This window comes from Novosphingobium sp. KA1, assembly GCF_017309955.1.
Classification (GTDB): Bacteria; Pseudomonadota; Alphaproteobacteria; order Sphingomonadales; family Sphingomonadaceae; genus Novosphingobium.
The window spans coordinates 3,568,441-3,590,579 of sequence record NZ_CP021247.1 but is presented as its reverse complement, the minus strand read 5'-3'; the positions used below and the strand labels follow the sequence as shown (position 1 = coordinate 3,590,579).

At 64.6% G+C, this 22,139-nt stretch carries 24 protein-coding genes and 2 tRNA genes; 16 read left to right on the top strand and 10 right to left on the bottom strand.

Going from position 1 to position 22,139, the window contains the following annotated elements; all coding sequences use genetic code 11:
• Positions 1-40: 40 nt before the first annotated feature.
• The 5 genes from thyA to CA833_RS17260 all read left to right on the top strand — a co-directional run bounded on the left by thyA (position 41) and on the right by CA833_RS17260 (position 5,449).
• The gene (gene thyA / locus CA833_RS17280; protein WP_207078749.1) at positions 41-1,018 is read left to right on the top strand and encodes a thymidylate synthase; all 978 of its coding nucleotides are present in this window, start codon (positions 41-43) and stop codon (positions 1,016-1,018) included.
• Between the two features lie 155 nt (positions 1,019-1,173).
• Positions 1,174-2,487, top strand: a complete 1,314-nt coding sequence (locus tag CA833_RS17275; RefSeq protein WP_207078748.1) for a 3-methyl-2-oxobutanoate dehydrogenase (2-methylpropanoyl-transferring) subunit alpha — start codon at positions 1,174-1,176, stop codon at positions 2,485-2,487.
• 5 nt (positions 2,488-2,492) lie between these two features.
• Positions 2,493-3,545 (top strand): alpha-ketoacid dehydrogenase subunit beta, encoded by a 1,053-nt coding sequence (locus CA833_RS17270; RefSeq protein ID WP_207080160.1) that lies wholly within the window; start codon positions 2,493-2,495, stop codon positions 3,543-3,545.
• Positions 3,546-3,549: 4 nt separating this feature from the next.
• Positions 3,550-4,848 carry a dihydrolipoamide acetyltransferase family protein gene (locus CA833_RS17265; RefSeq protein ID WP_207078747.1) on the top strand — a complete coding sequence of 433 codons (1,299 nt, stop codon included), beginning with the start codon at positions 3,550-3,552 and terminating at the stop codon, positions 4,846-4,848.
• Positions 4,849-4,864: 16 nt separating this feature from the next.
• A complete protein-coding gene (locus CA833_RS17260) occupies positions 4,865-5,449 on the top strand; it encodes a YdeI family protein (RefSeq protein WP_207078746.1) in 585 nt (194 codons plus the stop codon).
• A gap of 7 nt (positions 5,450-5,456) precedes the next feature.
• Here CA833_RS17260 and CA833_RS17255 read toward each other — a convergent pair whose 3' ends face one another.
• Positions 5,457-5,915, bottom strand: coding sequence for a hypothetical protein (locus CA833_RS17255; RefSeq protein ID WP_242526174.1), 459 nt, complete (start codon positions 5,913-5,915; stop codon positions 5,457-5,459).
• 242 nt (positions 5,916-6,157) lie between these two features.
• On the opposite strand from CA833_RS17255, the gene CA833_RS17250 reads away from it, so the two are divergent.
• Positions 6,158-6,234, top strand: a tRNA-Asp gene (locus tag CA833_RS17250).
• A 63-nt stretch (positions 6,235-6,297) separates the two neighbouring features.
• A tRNA-Asp gene (locus CA833_RS17245) sits at positions 6,298-6,374 on the top strand.
• 158 nt (positions 6,375-6,532) lie between these two features.
• Here the strand turns inward: CA833_RS17245 and CA833_RS17240 are convergent.
• The 4 genes from CA833_RS17240 to CA833_RS17225 form a co-directional block, all read right to left on the bottom strand.
• Complete coding sequence (locus CA833_RS17240) at positions 6,533-6,748, bottom strand: DUF2842 domain-containing protein (protein WP_142633075.1); 216 nt, start codon at positions 6,746-6,748, stop codon at positions 6,533-6,535.
• A gap of 2 nt (positions 6,749-6,750) precedes the next feature.
• Positions 6,751-7,365: a 5-formyltetrahydrofolate cyclo-ligase gene (locus CA833_RS17235; protein ID WP_207078745.1), complete on the bottom strand. Its 615-nt coding sequence runs from the start codon at positions 7,363-7,365 to the stop codon at positions 6,751-6,753.
• A gap of 308 nt (positions 7,366-7,673) precedes the next feature.
• Positions 7,674-8,039, bottom strand: coding sequence for a cell division protein ZapA (locus tag CA833_RS17230; RefSeq protein WP_207078744.1), 366 nt, complete (start codon positions 8,037-8,039; stop codon positions 7,674-7,676).
• Entirely contained in the window at positions 8,036-8,209 is a 174-nt protein-coding gene (locus tag CA833_RS17225; protein ID WP_185928716.1) for a hypothetical protein, read from the bottom strand. The genes CA833_RS17230 and CA833_RS17225 overlap by 4 nt, the downstream gene beginning before the upstream one ends.
• A gap of 213 nt (positions 8,210-8,422) precedes the next feature.
• On the opposite strand from CA833_RS17225, the gene tkt reads away from it, so the two are divergent.
• The 5 genes from tkt to CA833_RS17200 all read left to right on the top strand — a co-directional run bounded on the left by tkt (position 8,423) and on the right by CA833_RS17200 (position 14,992).
• Positions 8,423-10,411, top strand: coding sequence for a transketolase (gene tkt / locus CA833_RS17220; protein ID WP_142633081.1), 1,989 nt, complete (start codon positions 8,423-8,425; stop codon positions 10,409-10,411).
• Positions 10,412-10,427: 16 nt separating this feature from the next.
• Entirely contained in the window at positions 10,428-11,435 is a 1,008-nt protein-coding gene (gene gap / locus CA833_RS17215) for a type I glyceraldehyde-3-phosphate dehydrogenase (RefSeq protein ID WP_142633083.1), read from the top strand.
• 255 nt (positions 11,436-11,690) lie between these two features.
• A complete protein-coding gene (gene pgk / locus CA833_RS17210) occupies positions 11,691-12,890 on the top strand; it encodes a phosphoglycerate kinase (RefSeq protein ID WP_142633085.1) in 1,200 nt (399 codons plus the stop codon).
• 23 nt (positions 12,891-12,913) lie between these two features.
• Entirely contained in the window at positions 12,914-14,026 is a 1,113-nt protein-coding gene (locus CA833_RS17205) for an acyltransferase (RefSeq protein ID WP_207078743.1), read from the top strand.
• Positions 14,027-14,080: 54 nt separating this feature from the next.
• Positions 14,081-14,992, top strand: coding sequence for a fructose bisphosphate aldolase (locus tag CA833_RS17200; protein WP_207078742.1), 912 nt, complete (start codon positions 14,081-14,083; stop codon positions 14,990-14,992).
• A 57-nt stretch (positions 14,993-15,049) separates the two neighbouring features.
• Here CA833_RS17200 and CA833_RS17195 read toward each other — a convergent pair whose 3' ends face one another.
• Positions 15,050-15,643: a hypothetical protein gene (locus CA833_RS17195; protein WP_242526403.1), complete on the bottom strand. Its 594-nt coding sequence runs from the start codon at positions 15,641-15,643 to the stop codon at positions 15,050-15,052.
• Positions 15,644-15,738: 95 nt separating this feature from the next.
• Between CA833_RS17195 and CA833_RS17190 the strand changes: the two genes are divergently transcribed.
• Positions 15,739-16,338, top strand: coding sequence for a hypothetical protein (locus CA833_RS17190; RefSeq protein ID WP_207078741.1), 600 nt, complete (start codon positions 15,739-15,741; stop codon positions 16,336-16,338).
• Positions 16,339-16,365: 27 nt separating this feature from the next.
• Positions 16,366-17,004, top strand: coding sequence for a thiamine phosphate synthase (gene thiE, locus CA833_RS17185; RefSeq protein ID WP_207078740.1), 639 nt, complete (start codon positions 16,366-16,368; stop codon positions 17,002-17,004).
• Between the two features lie 204 nt (positions 17,005-17,208).
• Here the strand turns inward: thiE and CA833_RS17180 are convergent, their stop codons facing one another.
• From CA833_RS17180 to npdG, 4 genes are read right to left on the bottom strand one after another with little or no spacing between them, the layout of a single operon-like run.
• Complete coding sequence (locus CA833_RS17180; protein ID WP_207078739.1) at positions 17,209-18,129, bottom strand: TIGR03619 family F420-dependent LLM class oxidoreductase; 921 nt, start codon at positions 18,127-18,129, stop codon at positions 17,209-17,211.
• 17 nt (positions 18,130-18,146) lie between these two features.
• Positions 18,147-19,004, bottom strand: a complete 858-nt coding sequence (locus tag CA833_RS17175; protein ID WP_142633097.1) for an SDR family NAD(P)-dependent oxidoreductase — start codon at positions 19,002-19,004, stop codon at positions 18,147-18,149.
• A gap of 13 nt (positions 19,005-19,017) precedes the next feature.
• Entirely contained in the window at positions 19,018-19,662 is a 645-nt protein-coding gene (gene cofC, locus CA833_RS17170; RefSeq protein ID WP_207078738.1) for a 2-phospho-L-lactate guanylyltransferase, read from the bottom strand.
• Positions 19,659-20,309 carry an NADPH-dependent F420 reductase gene (gene npdG, locus CA833_RS17165; RefSeq protein WP_207078737.1) on the bottom strand — a complete coding sequence of 217 codons (651 nt, stop codon included), beginning with the start codon at positions 20,307-20,309 and terminating at the stop codon, positions 19,659-19,661. Before npdG ends, cofC begins: the two co-directional genes overlap by 4 nt.
• Before the next feature lie 85 nt (positions 20,310-20,394).
• Here npdG and cofE point away from each other — a divergent pair, with 85 nt between their 5' ends.
• Positions 20,395-21,177 carry a coenzyme F420-0:L-glutamate ligase gene (gene cofE, locus CA833_RS17160; RefSeq protein ID WP_207078736.1) on the top strand — a complete coding sequence of 261 codons (783 nt, stop codon included), beginning with the start codon at positions 20,395-20,397 and terminating at the stop codon, positions 21,175-21,177.
• Positions 21,174-22,133, top strand: coding sequence for a 2-phospho-L-lactate transferase (gene cofD / locus CA833_RS17155; protein WP_207078735.1), 960 nt, complete (start codon positions 21,174-21,176; stop codon positions 22,131-22,133). Before cofE ends, cofD begins: the two co-directional genes overlap by 4 nt.
• Positions 22,134-22,139 lie beyond the last annotated feature (6 nt).

The following is a 22,139-nucleotide window of genomic DNA, read 5'->3' as shown; positions in this document are numbered from 1 at the left end:
TGCTCTTTCCCTTGCGGCTCGGGGGAGGTAGGTCAGGGGCATGACCGACAGCCTGATCGAAGCCGCCAGAATCGACCCGTCCCGCGCAGCCTCGGGGCGACACTGGGAATGGCAGTATCTCGACCTTATGCGCCGCATCTGGGAGCAGGGTGACGAACGGGTGGACCGTACCGGCGTGGGCACCCGCTCGGTCTTCGGGGCGACCATTCGCTTCGATCTGTCGGGCGGGCTGATGCCGCTGCTCACGACCAAGCGTGTCTACTGGAAGACTGCGAGCCGCGAGATGCTGTGGTTTCTGACGGGTGACACCAACATCCGCTCGCTCTGTGCGCAGGGCGTGGAAATCTGGACCGACTGGCCGCTCGACCGTTACCGCAAGGCGACGGGTGAGGAGATTGCCCGAGCCGATTTCTCCCGCCGCATCGTCGAGGATGAGGGCTTCGCGGCAGAATGGGGCGATCTCGGTCCGGTCTATGGCAAGCAATGGGTCGACTGGCCGGTCTACGAGCCTACCGGCGACGGACTCTACAAGAAGCGTGAGCACGGCGTGAACCAGGTCGCGCAAGTGATCGAGAGCCTCAAGAGCAATCCCGGCAGCCGCCGCCACATCATCGAGGGCTGGAACGTTGCCGAACTGGACACGATGGCGCTGCCGCCGTGCCACAAGACCTATCAGTTCCACGTTGCCGAGGGCCGGCTGTCGTGCATTCTCTATCAGCGCAGCTGCGATCTTGGTCTCGGCTTCGCCTTCAACATGTGGTCACTGGCGCTGCTGACGCGCATGTTTGCGCAGCAGTGCAACCTTGAACCGGGTGAGGCCGTTTGGATGGGTGGTGATGTCCATCTCTATCTCAACCACGCCAGCCTCGTCGAAGAGCAGCTTTTGCGTCAGCCCTCGGGCGAGGCGCGGCTGGATATCGTGCGCAAGCCCGATTCGATCTTCGACTATCGGATCGAGGATTTCGCGGTTTCCGGTTATGCTCCGCAGGCCCACATCGCCGCGCCTGTCGCGGTGTGACGAGCCTTCGGGGCGGCCAATCGACTCTGTATTGACATTACCTTTGGTTGAAATATTGTGACCTGACTGTGGAATTTTGAAACTCACCGTTAACCGTTGTTTTCGGCGTAGTTTCACTCTTCGCGGCCCGATTCAATGCGGGAGAGGAAACAAAAATGGCTTCAGGCCCGACACGTACAGGTCCCACGCGTACAGGTAAGTCGCGCGGCAATCTGCCGCCCCTTGATCTTTATGTCCCCGAGCCGAAGTTCCGGCCCGGCGATCCGGTCGACTATTCGCATCTGGAAATTCCTGCCGCCGGCAAGCTGGCGCGCCCCGACGAGGGTTGCGCCGCCAGCGAGACATGGCCGCTGACGCTCGACCTGATCCGCGTTCTGGATGAGAACGACGCGGCGGTGGGTGCGTGGAACCCCAATCTCGATCCCGAGACCCTGCGCCGCATGCTGGCTTCGATGGCGCTCACCCGCGCTTTCGACGATCGCATGTATCGCGGCCAGCGGCAGGGCAAGACCAGCTTCTACATGAAGTCCACGGGCGAGGAGGCGGTCTCGATCGCCTGCGCCCATGCGCTGGCCTTCGACGACATGGTGTTCCCCAGCTATCGCCAGCAGGGCATCCTGATCGCGCGCGGCTATCCGCTGGTGGAGATGGTCAACCAGATCTACTCCAACCGCGCGGACCCGCTGAAGGGCCGCCAGCTGCCGATCATGTATTCGGCCAAGGACTACGGGTTCTTCTCGATTTCCGGCAACCTCGCCACACAGTTCCCGCAGGCGGTGGGCTGGGCGATGGCCAGCGCGATCAAGGGCGATACCCGCATCGCCACCAGCTTCGTGGGCGAAGGCTCCAGCGCGGAAGGCGATTTCCACGCAGCAATGACGTTCGCGGCGGTCTACAACGCGCCGGTCGTGCTCAATGTCGTCAACAACCAGTGGGCGATTTCCAGCTTCTCTGGCTTTGCCGGGGCGGAGCGCACCACCTTTGCGGCGCGCGCCGCCGGTTACGGCATCGCCGGCCTGCGGGTGGACGGCAACGACATCCTGGCGGTCTATGCCGCGATGGAGTGGGCCGCCAACCGTGCCCGCTCCAACCAGGGGCCGACGCTGATCGAGCACTTCACCTATCGCGCCGAGGGGCACTCCACCTCGGACGATCCCACGGCCTATCGCTCCGCGCATGAGCGTGAGGAATGGCCGCTGGGCGATCCGATCATGCGCCTGAAGAAGCACCTGATCGGGCTTGGTGAATGGTCCGAGGAACGGCATGCCGAGATGGACCGCGACGCCGCCGAGCAAGTGAAGGCCGCCACCAAGGAGGCCGAGAAGAACGGCATTCTGGGTCACGGCCTGCACCATCCGTTCCACACCATGTTCGAGGACGTCTTCGAGGAACTGCCCTGGCACCTTGAAGAGCAGGCGGATCAGGCGATCCGTGAGCGGCAGAGCAAGTTCCCGGATTGGAAGGACTGATCATGATGATTGAAGAAGATTCGGTCAGCCTCCACGACGCGCCGACCCGCCAGATGAACATGATCGAGGCGATCAACGACGCGCTCGACATCATGATGGCGCGCGATCCCGATGTGGTGACCTTCGGTGAAGACGTCGGCTATTTCGGCGGCGTGTTCCGCGCGACGGCCAATCTCCAGAAGAAGTACGGCCGCAACCGCGTGTTTGATACGCCGATCAACGAATGCGGCATCATCGGCGCTGCCGTGGGCATGGCCGCATATGGCTTGCGCCCGGTGCCGGAGATCCAGTTCGCGGACTATATCTACCCGGGCATGGACCAGCTCGTCTCCGAAGCGGCGCGTCTGCGCTATCGTTCGGCGGCGGAGTTCATCGCGCCGATCACCGTGCGCTCGCCTTTCGGGGGCGGCATTTTCGGCGGCCAGACCCACAGCCAGAGCCCGGAAGCGCTCTTCACGCACGTTTCCGGCCTGAAGACGGTGATCCCGGCCAGCCCCTATGACGCCAAGGGCCTGCTGATCGCTGCCATCGAAGACAACGATCCGGTGATCTTCTTCGAGCCCAAGCGCATCTATAACGGCCCGTTCGACGGCTATTACGATCGCCCGTCGAAGACGTGGAAGGGCCACCCGCTCGGCATGGTGCCGGAAGGGTACTATTCGATCCCGCTGGGCAAGGCGCGGATCGTGCAGGAAGGTTCGGCGCTGACGGTGGTGACGTATGGCACCATGGTCCACGTGGCCGAGGCGGTGCTGGCCGAAAAGGGTGTCGACGCCGAGATCATCGACTTGCGCACGCTGGTCCCGCTTGACCTGGAGGCTGTGGAAAAGTCCGTGGAAAAGACTGGGCGTTGCCTGGTGATACACGAGGCGACCCGCACCTCCGGCTTTGGCGCGGAACTGGTGACGCTGGTTCAGGAACGCTGCTTCTATCACCTGGAAGCGCCCGTCGAGCGTGTGACCGGTTTCGATACGCCGTACCCGCACAGCCTTGAGTGGGCCTATTTCCCCGGTCCCGTCCGCATTGGCGAGGCGGTCGATCGTCTGTTGAAGGATTGATTTGATGGGACGCTATACTTTCAGGCTCCCCGACATCGGCGAGGGCATTGCCGAGGCAGAGATCGTCGCCTGGCACGTCAAGATCGGCGATCGGATCGAGGAAGACGACCGCGTTGCGGACATGATGACCGACAAGGCAACGGTCGAGATGGAAAGCCCGGTTTCGGGCGTGGTGGTCGAAGTCGCCGGTGAGGCGGGTGACATCATCGCTATCGGATCGCCGCTGGTGGTGATCGAGGTCGAAGGCGCGGGCAATGGGGTCGACGGGGCCAGTGCGCCCAAGGTCGAGCCCGAGATGGCCAGTGCTTCGACAAGCTCGGCACGAGCGGAGGTTGTGGAGGCTGCCCCAGCGCCTGAACCTGAAGCTGTGCTCCCCAAACCCGCTCAGGCTGAGCTTGTCGAAGCCCGCGCGCCAACGCCCGCCACGCACGCCAAGGTCATGGCCAGCCCCGCCGTCCGCAAGCGCGCGTCGGATCTGGGCATCAATCTGGCCGAAGTCCGCCCTGCGGAAGACGGCCGCGTGCGCCATGGCGATCTCGATGCCTTCCTGTCCTACAACGCTGCGGGCGGTTTCCAGCCCGCCGGCAGCAAGGGTAAGGACGAACAGGTCCGCGTGATCGGCCTGCGCCGCCGCATTGCCGAGAACATGGCCGCGTCCAAGCGCCAGATCCCGCACTTCGCCTATGTCGAGGAATTCGACGTGACGGCGCTGGAGGAAACCCGTGCGCAGCTCAACGCTGGGCGAGGAGATCGTCCCAAGCTGACGATGCTGCCGTTCCTGATCGCGGCGATCTGCAAGCTGCTGCCCAAGTATCCGATGCTCAACGCGCATTACGATGACGAGGCGGGCGTAGTGACGCGCTACGGCTCGGTCCATCTGGGCATGGCCGCGCAGACCCCGGCGGGCCTGATGGTTCCGGTGATCCGCGATGCGCAGGACCGTAACCTGTGGCAGCTCGCTACCGAGATCGGCCGCCTTGCCAATGCGGCGCGCGATGGTTCGGCCAAGTCGTCGGAGCTTTCGGGCTCGACGATCACGGTCACCTCGCTCGGGCCGATGGGCGGTGTCGCCACGACTCCGGTCATCAATCGCCCCGAAGTCGCCATCATCGGCCCGAATCGCATCGTCGAGCGACCGATGTTCGTGAAGGGCGCCGATGGCGTGGAGCGCATCGAGAAGCGCAAGATCATGAATATCTCGATGTCGTGCGACCACCGTGTGGTAGACGGTTGGGACGCAGCAAGCTTCGCGCAGGACCTCAAGAAGCTGATCGAGGCCCCGGCGCTGATTCTGGCGGGATAAGATAGAGAGGGCATTCATGGGCAAAGATCCGCGCGCCGACGACTATATCGAAAAGGCCGCGGACTTTGCCCGCCCGATCCTCACCCATTTGCGCGATCTCACCCACCGCGCGCTGCCCGGGGCCGAAGAGGCCATCAAATGGGGCATGCCGCACTTTCTGGTGAAGGGTAAGAATGTCGCCGGGATGGCGGCGTTCAAGGCGCACTGCACGTTCGTCATCCATGGAGACGGGCGACAGGGCGATGCCATGGGCCAGTTCGGGCGCATCACCGCCATCGGCGAACTGCCGGGCGAAGGCGAACTCATTGAAAAATTGCAGGCGGCCGAGGCGAGGGTGCTCGAAACGGGCACTGCGCTGAAGTCTGCCGCCCCGCGCGCGCCCAAGGCGGAGATTCCGATGCCGGACGATTTCGCGTCGGTGTTGGCGACTGCTCCTGCCGCGCAGGGGCACTACGACGCCTTCTCGCCGTCACAGCGGCGCGAATATCTCGAATGGATCACCGAGGCCAAGACAGAGGCTACGCGTGCCAAGCGCATGGCTCAGGCCGTCGATTGGATTTCCGAAGGCAAGCGCCGCAACTGGAAGTACGAGCGCTGCTGAGCCTGAATCAGCGCACGATGCCGCTGTAGGTGATCTGCCCGCGTCCGCGCGCCGCGCTCTGCGGCGGGATGCGCCAGCGAACATGCGTGACGTCTTCGGGGGTGGCGAGGCGATTGCCGATCCTCAGCGCGCCGATACGGCCCCATGAGCGGCCGCCGTCCACCGAGACTTCCTGCATGTCTTCCGCGCTCTGCTGATAGGCGAGGGCGGTGGGCACGGGATTGGTGATGACGAAGCCGCCGGTTCCGGCGGCGCGGACCCATGTAACGATCGTCACGACTCTATCACCGCGAGCAAGGCGGCTCGCGGGTTCCAGGCTGCGGGAGGCGGCCGAGCCGCTGCGTTCCACATAGACGGCGCTGTCGGTGGCCACGGCGGGCCCTGTGCGCAGTTCTGCCTGCGCAGCACTGGTGGTGAACGTGCTGGCTGCAAGCGCAAGCGACATGGCGAGATGGATTGCTTTCACCCGAAAACCCCCTGCGATGTTCCGCGCCGTTTCCGCGTGGACGGGGTGTTTTCTGCAATTCCAGTCGCCAACATATGGTTAACGCCGGTTGCCCGTGTTGTCGCTCAGATGGGGTAAGGTCGGACCGGCCAGATTTTTCGGGGGTGTGGATAAAAACTTTTCAATCTTCGGGTCATTCCCGTTGACAGGGTGGGTGCCCTGCCATAGAGGCGCGGCTCCCAAGCGGACGCAAACGCAAGAACGCGGGTGTAGCTCAGTTGGTTAGAGTGCCGGCCTGTCACGCCGGAGGTCGCGGGTTCGAGCCCCGTCACTCGCGCCACTTGGGAAAATGCTGGTAATCCAGCGACTTGAGGTAGTCTAAAAACCTCGCATACATTGCTGCGCGGGTGTAGCTCAGTTGGTTAGAGTGCCGGCCTGTCACGCCGGAGGTCGCGGGTTCGAGCCCCGTCACTCGCGCCATTTCCTTTACGGGAAGTGGTAAGGCAATGAAACGAAAAAGGCCGGGTTCACGCCCGGCCTTTTCTTTTGTCCGGCGCAGGCGTGCCGTTCCTGATTTGTCGATGCCTGATTTGTCGAATCGGGTGGCTGCTCAGGGCAAAAATAAAAGCGCTGGGGAATCACCCCCAGCGCCCGGTTTCCATCCAGATCAGGAACCGCTTGAGCGGTAGCAGCCAAACCACTCCCAGAACCACGTAGACGGGCGTCTGAAGCAAAGGGTGCCATCCTTCGATCACCGGGGCCAGATAGCGTGCAATCAGCACGCCATAGGCGATCAGGGCGGCAAATAGCCCCAATACGCCCAGCGGGATTCGCAGGGTTGGAGTCTCGCGCAAGTTCAGATCGCTCCCTCGTATATTCTCGTCGGTGTCACCACGGCATCGAGGATGCGGTCGTGCGCTTCGATGGGAAGGGTGTCGGCGAGTTGGCAGTCCCATGCAAGCCCGATTGCCGGAACGTCCGGGTTGGCATCGAGCCAGCGATCGTAATGGCCGCCGCCCTGGCCCAGTCGGTGCCCCTCGGCAGTGAAGGCGAGCAGCGGCACGATGGCGATGGCGGGGGTGACGGGCGCTGCGTCTGCCAGTGGTTGCAGCGCACCCCAGGGGCCGATGGCAAGCTGTTCTTCGACGAAGGGATTTGCCCAGAGGCGGAACTCCATCGGCGCGTCGCGCGATTCGAACCAGGGCAGGGCGATCTTGCGGTCGTTCTCCGACAGCCAGCGCGCCCAGCCAAAGGCCGGTGCCTCGTCGCCTACGGGAGCATAGAGACCGATGGTCAGCCCCTCGGGCATCATTTCGGCGACGGGCGCGGGCGGGCGGTTCAGCATCAGCGCGCGCAGCTGCTGCGGAAGCGAGGCGACGTGCTCCGTGCGCGCGGCACGATGCTTTTTGCGCAGAGCGGCCTTTTCGGCTGCGGGAGAGAGAGGGAGTGACGAATCCACCGGTGGTCCCATTCCTGGCATTCGGAGCCGCACGGTATCATCTGCGGCTGCGTTGGGCATGTTGGAATTCCAGCGCGGCCAGCTTCGGGCCCATGCTGGAAGGGCGAGGCTAAATCCCTCAAGAAAAGGGAGTGATCACGGAAGAGGGGGTGACGGGCCCACCATAGGGTCGTTTGCCTAGAAATCCTCTGACGCCTCGACGTCAGGTGGGGACCATGTGTTCCGGACCAGGGTCCGGGCAGGGACAGCCCCCTTGGATTTGCTTATAGCCTCAGGGATTTTCGAACGGCTCGTGCCGGGCAGTTCCCGTCACCGTCTAATTAGGGGCTCTCTTGCGCTTCCTCAAGGAGGCTTGCGAGATTTTCGATGCTATCGGCAATTTTCGCCAGCCGATCGAGCATTTCCGGGGGCAGGGAGGCATTTTCCTCGCTGGCAGCAGGTGCCGGGGGGGATGTCAGGGGTGGCGCGGGAGGCGGTGCGGCGTCTTGTTCGCGCAGGTTATGCACTTCGTCGGCCAGCATGATGGCTGCAAACAGCAGCATGCGCGTCTCGGTCTGGCCGACGGCGCCGGCTGCGGCTGCCTTCTCGTCGATCAGGCGGCCGAGATGCTCGACATGGCCTTCCTGACCGTCCGCGCAGGCCAGCGTGAAGCTGCGACCGCCGATGGTGAGATTGACGTTGCTCATGCCTCGCGCCGCGCCAGCAATGCATCGATTTCGCCGAGGGCATCCTCAACCAGCACCCGCAGGCGGCGATCGCGACTGCGCTGTTCCACGGTTTCCGGAATGGCCTTGTCGAGACGGGACAACGCCGACTCGATCCGTTCGACGATCTGAACGATCGGTACCTCTTTCATGGCTTACGGTTACCGCGAAACTGTAAAAAGGCAAGAATTTGGCACAGCTTGGCGACTAATGCTTCGACGAGTGGAAGAGATTGTGCCACCACGCGAATTGCCTGGGCCCGGATCTGCGGTGTTTGGCTGCGGTGAACTTGACGCCCGCAGGCCTCAGCCTAAAGGGGGTCGGCAAGCCGAATCGTTCCTTTTTCCGTTTACCGGAGCCACCCGATGACCCTTGCTGCCGACCGTCTCGCGCCGATGGCCAACGCCATTCGCGCGCTTTCCATGGACGCGGTCCAGGCCGCCAACAGCGGCCACCCCGGCATGCCGATGGGCATGGCCGATGTTGCCACCGTCCTGTTCTCCAAGTTTCTCAAGTTCGATCCCGCAGCGCCCAAGTGGGCCGACCGCGACCGCTTCGTGCTGTCGGCCGGTCACGGTTCGATGCTGATCTACTCGCTGCTTCACCTGACCGGCTATGCCAGCCCGACGATGGACGACATCCGCAATTTCCGTCAGCTGGGCTCGGTCTGCGCCGGCCACCCGGAAAACTTCCTGATCGAAGGCGTGGAATGCACCACCGGTCCGCTCGGCCAGGGCCTGGCCATGGCGGTCGGCATGGCGATGGCGGAGCGCCAGCTCAACGCCACTTTCGGTGACGATCTGGTCGACCACAAGACCTGGGTCATCGCCGGCGACGGCTGCCTCATGGAAGGCATCAACCACGAGGCCATCGGTCTTGCCGGCACGCTCAAGCTGGGCCGTCTCAAGGTCCTGTGGGACGACAACAAGATCACCATCGACGGCGACACCTCGCTTTCGACCAGCGAAGACATCCCGGCGCGCTACCGCGCTTCGGGCTGGGACGTGTTCGAATGCGACGGCCATGACTTCGCCGACATCGAACGCGCGCTGGCTCAGGCTGCCGCTTCGGACAAGCCGACGCTGGTCGCCTGCAAGACCGTGATCGGCAAGGGTGCCCCCAACAAGCAGGGCGGCCATGACGTCCACGGCGCCGCGCTGGGCGAGGCCGAAGTGGCCGCTGCCCGTGAATACCTGGGCTGGACTTCGGCTCCCTTCGAAATCCCGGCGGAAATCCTCGCCGACTGGCGTTCGCTCGGGCAGGCCGGCGCCAAGGCCCATGCCGAATGGTTCGTGCGCCTCGGCGCTTCGGACAAGGCGGACGAATTCACCCGCCGCATGGCCGGTGAACTGCCGGAAGGCGATGCGATCCGCGCCAAGCTGGCCGAATGGCTGGAAGGCGATGCCACCGTCGCAACCCGCAAGGCTTCGGAAAACTGGCTGAACGTGCTGGCCCCGGCGATCCCCGAGATGATCGGCGGTTCGGCCGACCTTACCGGTTCGAACAACACCAAGGCCAAGTGCCAGGAACCGTTCACCCCGGACAACTTCGGCGGCCGCTATGTCTATTACGGCATCCGTGAGTTCGGCATGGCCGCGGCCATGAACGGCATGGCGCTGCACGGCGGCGTGATCCCCTACGGCGGCACCTTCCTGATCTTCTCGGATTACTGCCGCAATGCGATCCGCCTCTCGGCGCTGCAGCAGACCCGTGCGATCTACGTGCTGACCCACGATTCGATCGGCCTTGGCGAAGACGGCCCGACCCACCAGCCGGTCGAGCACGTCATGTCGATGCGCCTAATCCCGAACCTCTACGTGTTCCGTCCGGCCGACGTCATCGAGACGGCGGAATGCTGGAACGTGGCCCTGGAATCGCAGGATACGCCTTCGGTGCTGGCGCTTACCCGCCAGAACCTGCCGCAGCTGCGCAAGACCGGCGACATGCTTTCGGCGCGCGGCGCCTATACGCTTCGCCACGCCGAAGCGGATCGCAAGGTGATCCTGATCGCCACCGGTTCGGAAGTCGAGCTGGCGGTCAAGGTCCGTGCCGAGCTGGAATCGCAGGGCATCGGCGCCGACGTCGTCTCGATGCCGTGCATGGAGCTCTTCGCCGCCCAGGATGAAGCCTATCAGCACGAAGTCCTGCCCCATGATGCGTCGATCCTGAAGGTCTCGATCGAGGCCGGCACGACCATGGGCTGGGAACGCTACACCGCACAGAGCCGCAACGGCGGCCTGAACATCGGTCTCGACCGCTTCGGCGCCTCGGCCCCGGCCAAGGACCTCTTCGCTCGCTTCGGCTTCACCGTCGAGGCGATCGTCCCGAAGATCCTCAACAAGCTTAGCGTGTAAACAGGAGAATTTACCAATGGCGACCAAGGTTGCGATCAACGGTTTCGGACGTATCGGGCGCAATGTCGCTCGCGCCATTCTCGAACGCACCGACCATGACCTCGAGCTGGTGTCGATCAACGACCTCGCCGATGCTCAGGCCAATGCCCTCCTGTTCAAGCGTGACAGCGTCCACGGTACCTTCGAAGGCACCGTGGAAGTCGACGGCACCGATCTCGTCGTGAACGGCAAGCGCATCCACGTGACGGCGGAGCGCGATCCCGCGAACCTGCCGCACGCCGCGCAGGGCATCGATATCGTGCTCGAATGCACCGGCTTCTTCACCGACAAGGCGAGCGCCGGCAAGCACATCGACGCGGGCGCGAAGCGCGTGCTCGTCTCGGCTCCGGCCAAGGGCGTGGACCTCACCGTCGTCTACGGCGTGAACCACAAGGAACTGACCGCCGATCACGTCGTCGTGTCGAACGCCTCGTGCACCACCAACTGCCTGGCGCCCTTCGCCAAGGTACTGAACGAGAAGATCGGTATCGAGCGCGGTCTGATGACCACGATCCACTCGTACACCAACGACCAGAAGATCCTCGACCAGATCCACAAGGATCCGCGCCGCGCCCGCGCCGCCGCGATGAACATGATCCCCACCAGCACCGGCGCCGCCGTGGCCGTGGGTCTCGTTCTTCCCGACCTCAAGGGCAAGCTCGACGGTTCGTCGATCCGCGTGCCGACCCCGAACGTCTCGGTCGTCGACCTGACCTTCGTGCCCAAGCGCGACACCACCGCCGAGGAAGTCAACGCGCTGCTCAAGGAAGCGGCCGAAGGCGAACTCAAGGGCGTGCTCGGTTACACCGAAGAGCCGCTGGTTTCGATCGACTTCAACCACGACGCGCACTCGTCGACCATCGACAGCCTTGAGACTGCCGTTCTGGAAGGCAAGCTGGTCCGCGTCCTGTCGTGGTACGACAACGAGTGGGGCTTCTCCAACCGCATGATCGACACCGCTGGTGTCATGGCTGGCCTGCTCTGAGGGCTTGATGGCGGTGGATCGCCCTGTCGGCGTCAAACGCGGTGTAAGAGCCGCGTTGATCCGATGGTGGGCGGTTCGCCCCCACCACTGTCGCCGCGGAAGTCCGGTATGGGACTTTCGCGGCGCAGTGCATCCGGCACGATCGTCCGGCGCCCGCTTTGGGGCGGCGTCATGGCGGTACGGGCGGCATAGACTGCGAACAAGATATTCTGACGGCGCGCGTGCTGCCGTGGGCGACGAGACAAGGACCGAACGATGAGCGCTTTCAAGACCCTTGATGACCTTGGTGACGTGGCCGGAAAGGTCGCGCTGGTGCGCGTCGATTTCAACGTGCCGATGAGCGATGGCGTCGTCACCGACGATACCCGCATTCGCGCCGCCGCGCCGACGATCCTGCAGCTCGCCGAGAAGGGCGCCAAGGTCCTCCTGCTCGCCCACTTTGGCCGCCCCAAGGGTGAGCGCGTGCCCAGCATGTCGCTGTCGATGGTGGTCGGCGCGGTCGAGAAGGTGCTCGGCAAGGAAGTGATGTTTGTGCCGGAAGTGGCGGGCGACGTGGTCAAGCAGGCCGTCGGCATCCTGCGCGCGGGCGACATCGCGATCCTCGAGAACACCCGATTCTGGAAGGGTGAGGAAAAGAACGAGGCCGAACTTGCCGCCGCGATTGCCGCCAACGGCGACTTCTACGTCAACGACGCCTTCTCCGCTGCCCACCGCGCCCACGCCAGCACCGAGGGCCTCGCCCGCGTGCTGCCCGCCTATGCCGGCCGTTCGATGCAGGCTGAGCTGGAGGCGCTGGAAAAGGCGCTCGGCGCGCCGGAAAAGCCGGTCGCGGCCGTAGTCGGCGGCGCCAAGGTCTCGTCTAAGCTCGACGTGCTCAAGCACCTCGTTACCCAGGTCGATCACCTGATCATCGGCGGCGGTATGGCTAATACTTTCCTGGCCGCCAAGGGCGTGGACGTGGGCAAGTCGCTGTGCGAGCATGACCTGACCGGGACTGCGAACGAGATTCTCGATACCGCCGATCAGTCGGGCTGCACCGTGCACCTGCCCTATGAAGTGGTGGTGTCGAAGGAATTCGCCGCCAATCCGCCCAGCCTGCGCACCTGCAACGTCCACGAAGTGGCTGCCGACGAAATGATCCTCGACGTCGGCCCGCTCGCGGTCGAGGCTCTTGGCGACGTGCTCAAGACCTGCCGCACGGTGGTGTGGAATGGCCCGCTCGGTGCCTTCGAGACGGTGCCGTTCGATGCCGCCACCGTGGCTCTGGCCAAGACCGCGGCCGCGCTGACCCGTGAAGGCTCGCTGACCTCGGTGGCTGGTGGCGGCGATACCGTTGCCGCGCTTCACCATGCGGGCGTGGCGGAAGACTTCTCGTATATCTCCACGGCCGGTGGTGCCTTCCTGGAGTGGATGGAAGGTCGCGAACTGCCCGGCGTGGCAGCACTCGAAGCCTGATAGGATAGGGCGGGGCGGCGCGCATGAACGGACCTGCTTCGGTTTCCGACGCTGCCCGGGCCTGGCAAGGCCCGCGCCCGCCTTGGCACGGCCGCTATGTAACGCTCGACGGCATGCGCGGGATTGCCGCCCTTGCCGTCGCGCTGTTTCATTTCAACATCTCGCAGGCCCCGCACGGCTACGTCGCGGTGGACTTCTTCTTTGCGCTTTCGGGCTTCGTGCTTGCCACCAGCTACCTGCCGCGCTGGCAGGCGGGCATGGGCACCGGCGAGTTCATGATGAAGCGCCTCGTGCGGCTCTATCCGCTGTTCCTCGTCGGCGTGGTGCTGACAACGACGGTGGGCCTCGCCCGCCTCTACAGCGGCGGCGATACCTCGCTGAGCCTCAGGACGATCCTCGTCAGCACCGGCATCAACGCCGCCATGTTGCCGTCGCCGCTGACCAACACGCTGTTTCCGCTGAACGTGCCTGCCTGGTCGCTGTTCTACGAACTGGTCGCCAATTTCGCGATGATCGTGCTGCTGTTCCGCCTGCCGCGCATCGGCATCGCGGTGGTCTGTGCGCTTTCGGCCTGGTGGTTCGTGCCGGCGGTGCTCGAGAACGGATCGGGCAATATCGGCGCGGTCTGGCACGAATGGCCGATCGCGCTTGCCCGCACGCTCTATTCGTTCGGGATCGGCATGCTGATCGCCCGGATGCCGCAGCCCGAACATCGTCCCTCATCGTGGGTGGGCGTGGCTTGTCTCGTTGCCATCGCCGCGATGTTGATGGCGGATCCGCATTTCCTGTCGACCACGGCCTACGACCTTGCCTGTGCGCTGCTGATCTCGCCGCTGCTGGTCTGGTGCGGTTCGCGTGTCGAGCCCTCGCGCCGCTTCGCGCGCGCCGCCTGGTTCGTGGGCGAGGTATCCTTTGCGCTCTACGCGGTGCACTGGGCGGTGATCGAGCCGATGCGTTACTTCAAGGACGATCTGCATTATAACGCTGTGCTAATGGCATTTGTCTTTCTCGGTGCGTGCCTTGCCATCGCCTGGCTCTGCGTACGCTGGATCGACGTGCCGGCGCGCACTCTGCTGGGCGGCATCCTGCGTCGCCGCGAGAAGGCGCAGCGCCTGCGTCACGCCGCGCTGCCTTAGGGCGCGCAATCGTTTCGCTCCGGCTCGCCGGGGCAAATCTAGGAGGAGAAACCCATGGAATTTTCTGAGATGACGGCCAAGATCGCCGGCGGACACGGCTTCATTGCCGCGCTTGACCAGAGCGGCGGTTCGACCCCGAAGGCGCTCAAGGGCTACGGCATCGAGGAAGGCGCCTGGTCGACCGAAGAAGAGATGTTCGGCCTGATCCACCAGATGCGCGCCCGCATCATCTCGTCGCCGGTGTTCACCGGTGAAAAGGTTCTCGGCGCGATCCTGTTCGAACGCACCATGGACGGTGAAGTGAACGGCGTTCCCACCCCCCAGGCACTGATCGCCAAGGGCGTAGTGCCGTTCATCAAGGTCGACAAGGGCCTTGAGGACGAGGTGAACGGCGTGCAACTCATGAAGCCGATGCCGACCCTTGATGCGCTGCTGGAGCGTTCGAAGGCGCTGGGCGTGTTCGGCACGAAGGAGCGTTCGGTGATCAACTCGGCCAATGCCGAGGGCATTGCCGCCGTCGTCAGGCAGCAGTTCGAGATCGGCAAGCAGGTGCTCTCGCATGGCATGATGCCGATCGTCGAGCCCGAGGTGAACATCAAGAGCGCCACCCGCGCCGAGTGTGACCAGATCCTGCTCGCCGAGCTTCTCAAGAACCTCGATGAACTGCCCGAAGGGCAGAAGGTCATGCTCAAGCTCTCGCTGCCGATCGTGCCCGGCACGTTCGATCCGCTGGTCACCCACCCCAAGGTGCTGCGCGTCGTTGCGCTTTCGGGCGGCTACGAACGTCCCGAGGCCTGCGTCGAACTGGCGAAGAACAAGGGCATCATCGCCAGCTTCAGCCGCGCGCTGCTGCAGGACCTGCGCGCGCAGATGAGCGATGCCGAATTCGATGCCGCGCTCGGCGAAGCGATCGACGAGATCTTCAAGGGCTCGACCCAGAAGGCGGACGCCGCTGCGGCAGTCTGATCGTCCGGATCACGCGAAAGGACAGGGCGGTGCCGCAAGGCGCCGCCCTTTCTCGTTTCAGAGGCCGCCCATGAAGCGGAAACCGAACTGGTAGGCGAGCGGGGCCGGCTTGGAGCCTGCAACCGGCGTCGGACTTGCGGCCAGCAAGGTCAGGCTGCCATCGGCGACTTGCACAGGCTGTCCGAGCGTCATGTCGATCTTGTGCGAACCCGAGCCGAGATCGATGCGTACGCGAAGCCTCAGGCGCCCGGCCTGGATGCACTGCACACCTTGCGGACAGCGGCTATCCTCGATCAGCGAGAGCGGGGTGACCCTTGGGCCATCGACGGAAACCGTCTCGCCGATGCGGGTATAGGCGAGGGGCGGGCCGTTGTAGGGATGCGAGGCGGGCAATTCGCCGGCGGGCTGTGCGAGCGGCGGAGTGGCCTGCTCGGGCATGGACGCCGGTGGCTGCGCGGGGGCAGGCGGCGGGGGCACATCGGGAGGCGCCGGGCGATAAGACGAAGGTGGTACCTGCATTGGCGCGGACGGAGGCATTCCGGCGCCTTCGGGGATGATCCGGCAACCGCTCATCGCCAGGGCCAGCGCGGTGAGCGCCAGGGTCTGTGCGAGTGCGGAGGAAAGGGCGGGCGGCGGGGCGCGTCGTTTCATGTTCCTCCCTTATAGCTTGAAGCAGCCCCGGGTTCCGGGGGCGTGCCGGCGAAACCTATCGGCAGCGCCTGAACCTCTCCCGAACGAAACGGGCTTTGCCTGCCGCACCGGGGCGGGTAGGGATGGGCGCGGCAAGTGGTATGACGATGAAAATTCTCAAGTCCTGGCGGGGCGTCGATGGTTGGCTCAAGCTGTGGATCGCCTATCTGGCGGCGAGTTACATCCTTCCGTCGCTGCTGCCCATGTCCGTCCGGCAGGTGGTATTGCCGCCCGTTTTCTGTGCCCTGCTGGCGACAAGCGTGATCGCGCGGCTACGGCCCCGGCTCGATCCGATGTTGCGGCGCGCGCTCGCCTTGCTGGTCGCGGAAGCGGCATGGATCGGCTTTGATGCGGGGCTGGCAGGAGGCGTGCCGCCTGCAACCGTGATCGGCATCCTGGCAGCGCTCGTCTTTGCGGGCTGCCTTGTCTGGCGTCCTTCGAGAATGCTGCTGGGCATGCTGGTCGGCGCGGTCGGCGCAGCGGCGTTCGAGGCGATCTATCTGGCGGTGAGCGCGGCCGACTGGAACCTCGAGACCGCAACCGAGGCGCTTCATGCGACGATGCGCCTCGCGATCCTGGTGTTTACCCATGCCGCGCTGACGGGCTGCAATCGTGAGGCCGAGGATGCCTTGTTTGAAGACGAAGTCTTTTCCTGAGCCTCGCGAACGGCTAGGTGCGCGCTTATGGAAGAGATTGAACGCGAACCGACGCAGCTTTACCTGATTTCGCCGCTCGATGTGACCGGCGCTTTCCCCGAACGCCTGGCCCGCGCGCTCGATGCCGCGCCGGTGGCGGCGTTCCAGTTTCGCGTCAAGGACGTGGACCAGCACGAGGCGGCGCGCCTTGCCGAGCCGCTGCAGAAGATTTGCGGCGATCGCGACGTGGCCTTCATCGTCAACGATTCCACCAGCCTCGCCAAGCGCCTCGGTGCGGACGGCGTGCATCTGGGTCAGGAGGACGGCTCGGTCGAGGAAGCGCGCAAGGCGCTCGGCCGTGACGCGCAGATCGGCGTGACCTGCAACAACAGCCGCCATCTTGCGATGGACGCGGGCGAAGAGGGCGCGGACTACGTGGCTTTCGGTGCCTATTTCCCCACGACCACCAAGGACGTGAAGCACATGGCGGGGCTCGACCTGCTGGAATGGTGGCAGTCGATCTTCGAAATTCCCTGCGTTGCCATCGGCGGTATCACGCCCGGAAACTGCGCGCCGCTGGTGAAGGCCGGAGCCGATTTCCTTGCGGTGTCGGGTGCGGTGTGGAACGGCGATGAGGCCGCAGCGGTCAAGGCTTTCCACGAGGCGATGACCGGGGCGATGGCCTGAGGTCTGCGCGGGCGTTTGGCACAGCCCCGAACCAGTAGGCCGAACCGGCAGAATGGATCGGTTCAACTAAACCCCGTCATCCCCGCGAAGGCGAGGATCCCGCTTGTTCTTTGCGACGTGGCAAAAAGGGAAGCGGGGCCCCCGCCTTCGCGGGGGCGACGAGATGGTATTGTTTAAGATCGTGGTCGACCGCGATCTGACCCATCAAAAATCAATCTTCGCGATCACATCCTCCCCGAATTTCAGTGCCAGATCGCAATATTCCGCGCGCGTATCGGCATGCACCGTTGCGCCGGCGCCATGGATGCCAAGCGACTTGAGGTGCGCGAAGTGGTCCAGCGCTTCCGGCGCGCTCCAGCCCTCTTTGATCGAATAGGTGGACGAGGCGATGACCTTCGGCGGCTCCGCACGCCCGATCTTCTCGGCATGGGCGTGCATGTAGGCGATGGCCTCGCTGATGTCTTCGTCACCCTCCAGATTGGCGGTGCGGGCGGTGTCGGTCACCGACTTGGGCACAAAGAACGGGTGCCAGGCATCGCCCATCTCCGCTGCCCGGCGCAGCGCGCGCCGCGAATTGCCGCCGACCAGAAGCGGGGGGTGCGGCTTCTGCACCGGCGTCGGCAGCATGCGATTGCCCAGCGCGGTGTATCCGCTGCCCTCGAATGTGAAGTCCTCGCCCGTCCAGGCCAGCTTCATCGCCGTGATGTACTCGTCCATGAGGTCGTTGCGGCTGTCGAAATCGACGCCCAGCGCTTTGTATTCCGCCTTCATGTACCCGGCGCCAAGGCCCAGAACCACGCGGCCATTGGTGAAGTGGTCCAGCGACGAGACCCCGCGCGCCACCACGAAGGGATTGCGGTACGGCAGTACCAGAATGTTGGTCTGCAGCCGTAGCCTGGTGGTCACCGCGCCCAGCATCGACAGCATCACGAACGGATCCTGCGCGTAGTGTCCGCCCGCATCCAGCCAGCGTGCCGAGGGAGCAGGGTGATCGGTGACGGTGCCGGCGTGGAAGCCTGCCTTCTCGACCGTGCGGGCAATCTCGTGCACGGCCTCCATGGTGCCGAATTCCTCCGGCCTGTCGATCCGGTCGAAAGGCAGGCTGGTGCTGAGCGTGAAGGTCATGGCGTGCGGTCTCTCGTTCAATCGGTGGGTTCGGGCGGCAGCACCCAGTTTTCATCGCTGTTGCGCACCCATCCGCCGGATGCCCAGGTGCCGCCGTCGACCGGGATGATCGTGCCGGTGACGTATGTGGCCATTTCGGAGGCGAGGAACACGGCGACGCGGCCACATTCCTCGTCGACGCCTGCACGGCCGAGCGGGATGCGGCGGCGGATCGCCTCTTCCTGCGCAGGCGAGGGGCGATGCCAGAGCAGCGGATCGACCGGCCCGGTGAACTGGCCGCGGGTGCCCGGCGTTACCGTATAGTCGGGCGCGATGGCGTTCACGCGGATGCCGTGGTGGGCAAGCTCAACCGCCAGCGTACGGGTGAGGTTGTTGATCCCGGCCTTGCACGCGGCATAGACCGCGTAGCCCGGCGCCGCGCGCGACGCCTCGATGCTGGTGACGTTGATGATTGAACCTCCACGCCCGCTTTCGATCATGATCGGCAGCGCGGCCTGCGTGGCGGCAAGGTTGGAGACGAGGTTGAGATCGATATGGCGGCGCCAGTTCTTCTCGGTGAGGTCCGCGAAGGGCCGCCGGGACACGCCGCCGACGTTGTTCGCCAGCACGTCAAGCCGCCCGAAATGGCGCGCCGCCTCGGTAACGGCATCCTGCACGAAATCGGCGTCCATGGCATTTCCGGCGATGCACAGCGCCTTGCGCCCGCGCGCCTCGATCAGTTCGGCTACCTGATCGCAGCGTTCGGGGATCGCCTCAAGGATCGCGATGTCTGCACCCATATCGGCCATGCAGAGCGCGATCGCTCGCCCGATCCCGCCGCCGCCACCGGTGACGAACACGACTTTCCCCGACAGGTCGATGACCGAGGCATCCACACCCGTTCTCCCTTCAACCGGGCCGTTTTCGGCCTCCCGGGCGTGGCCAACCGTCGATCGCCGGGTTGTAGACGCGCCTTAAAACGCGAACAGCATCAACGAGATCGAGAGGGTCGTCTATATCTTTCTCCAGTCCGCAGGAGAGGATCGTCTCCACGGTAAGGCCGCGATTTATCGCTTGTTCGCAATGGGTTGAGAAGCTGTCCTGACCAAAGGAGAAGGGAAACCAGATGCCTGCCGGCAATGGCAGGGACAGCGCGTTGGTGCCGGTGCGATGACGGTCCGGGGCGATTCCCAGAGCATCGTGGGGCAGATCTACGAGCCGTTCGATGTCAGCGGCGGTGATGCACGGCAGGTCTGCCGGCAGCACCAGGATACGTTCCGGTCCCGCTGCGGTGATGGCCGATACCGTGCTTTCCAGCGCTCCGTTGAGGTCGGGGCCCGGATCGTCGAAACGCAGTACCCCGCTACCCAGATTGGGCCGCGCCGGACCCAATACGCAGACGCGCTGGATTGCCCGGCAGCCGCGCAGGGTATCAAGCACATGGCGCAACATGCCTGAAACCAGTGCCTCGCGCTCGTCAGGATCGAGCGCGGAGGCCAGCCGGGTCTTTCCCATGCCTGGCGCCTTGACCGGGATGAGCGCCCAGCAGCTCACGGCACTTGGGGCGCTGCGGTGAGGTTGGTGAAGCGTATTCCGGCCCCGTCGGCCTTGTAGGTCTTGTTCATGTAGATGAGGATCGAGGTCAGCGCCTCCGCCGCCGCCGAATTGGCCAGGCCGCCGCCGGAAAGCCCGCGCAGGCCCATGCCCGGGCACAAGTCCACAACGGTCTGGCGCGCCTCCACATCGTCCGAGAAGACCAGCACGTCGCAGTCAATGGCGTGATCGCTGTCGAGGTGGTGGGCAGAGACGTTGTGGAACGCGGTGACGAGGCGGGTGTCCGGCCCCAGATGCTCACGAGCCTGCATCGCGGCGCTGCCCTCTGCAGGAAGCTGCACGCGCATGACTTTGGGCGGCACCAGCGGCACGGTGGTGTCGACGACCACGGCCGAGCCGATCACGTTCGCGATCTGGCGCAGGGTCTCGCCTTGCGAAGCATGGGGCACGGTGACGATCACCACGTCCTTGCCCTGCGCGGCCTCGCCATTCTCGGCATAGCCCGCCGCCCCGAGTTCCTCGGCCGCCGCACGGGCTTTGTCCGCCGTGCGGGATCCGATCGTCACCTGATGCCCCGCCTTGACGAGCCTTCGGGCAATGCCCTTGCCCAGCGCGCCGGTCCCGCCGATCACCGCGATCGCTGCCATCAGATCATCTCCCCTGCGAATTCTTGGTCGTTGTCATTGTCGTTCCCGGTGCGGCAGCTTTAGACACGGTGGTTCGGGAGGGCCGATGAAGCGAAATCCAGAACTGACCGTGCGACCGCTGACGGGGCTACCTATGTTCGCTGCCGGAATGTCGATTGCGCAAGCGATATGCGCGAGCCTCGCAGGCGAAGGTGACCGGTTACGCGATGGCGATATCTTGGTGGTTGCGCAGAAGATCGTCTCCAAGGTGGAGGGCCGCACGCGCGATCTTGCGGCGTTCATGCCTTCTGAGGAAGCACATGAACTTACCCGTACAACCGGCCGCGATCCTGGGATGATGCAGGCGATACTAGAGGAGAGTTCCCAGGTCCTGCGCTGCACTCCGGCGGCCGTGATCGCGGCGCATCGCACCGGGCACGTGCTGGCCAATGCCGGGATCGACGCATCGAACGTGGAAGGCGGAGAGGCTGGCCGTGTGCTGCTCTGGCCGCTCGAACCCGATGCCTCGGCGCGGGCGCTGCGGGGCGAACTTCAGAAAGCGTGTAAAGTTCGGATCGGCGTGGTGGTCGCGGATTCGATGGGGCGGGCCTGGCGGATCGGCACGTTGGGCCATGCCATCGGCTGCGCGGGGCTGACCGTGCTGGAAGACCGCCGTGGTCGCGGGCAGGATCTTTACGGCCGCACGCTTCAGGCCACGGTGATCGGCATTGCGGACTCGGTTGCCGCCATGGCAGCGCTGGCGATGGGTGAAGGCGCGGAAGGCACTCCGGTCGCGCTGGTGCGCGGCTGCGAGCGCTGGGTGACGGAGGAAGACGGCCCCGGCGCGGTAAGCGGGCTTCGGCCTATCGAGCAGGATATGTTCCGATGAACGGCCAAAAACAGCAAGCGGGGCACGTACTCGCGCTTTCGGGCGGCGTCGGCGGGGCGAAGCTGGCTGCGGGGCTCGCTGCAGTCATGGCGCCGGCAGATCTCACGATCGTCATCAATACTGGAGACGATTTCGAGCATCTCGGTCTAACTATATGTCCTGACATGGATTCTGTGACTTATGCGCTCGCCGGTCTCAACGATGCCCAGCGCGGTTGGGGCGTGAAGGACGAGACGTGGCAGACCATGGCCATGCTCCGCGCGCTGGGCGAGGAGGGGTGGTTCAACCTTGGCGACCGCGACATGGCGATGCACATTGCGCGGTCATGGCGGCTGCGTGCAGGTGAGACGCTTTCTGAAGTGACGGCGCGGCTGACGCACGAACTCGGGATCGCCCATACGGTTGTGCCGATGAGCGACGATCCGGTGCGCACGCAGGTGCTTACGGAGGCAGGCTGGACAGATTTTCAGCGCTGGTTCGTGGGGGATCAATGCGTTCCGGTGGTTTCTGATGTACGTTTCGAGGGCGCGGCGGGGGCTAAACCCTCGTCCGGATTTGCTGACGCACTGGCACGGGAAGACCTTGCCGCCATCGTCGTCTGCCCGTCCAACCCGTTCCTCAGTGTCGATCCGATCCTTGCCGTCGACGGCGTGCGCGCTGCGCTGGCGGCGCGGCGGGTGCCGCTGATCGCAGTCTCGCCGATTGTCGGCGGAACCTCGGTGAAAGGCCCGCTGGCCAAGATGCTGGCCGAGCGCGGGCAGGCGGTGAGCAATGCGGCTATCGCTCATCACTACAGCGATCTTCTCGACCACCTCTTGATCGATCATGCCGATGAGGCCGATGTCTCTGGTTTGCAGGCACGGGGCCTCACGGTCACCGTGACGACGACAATGATGCGCGAAGCCGCCGACAGGGAAAGGCTCGCGAAGGAGGTGCTTGCCCTCGCAGGCATCTGAAGGGTG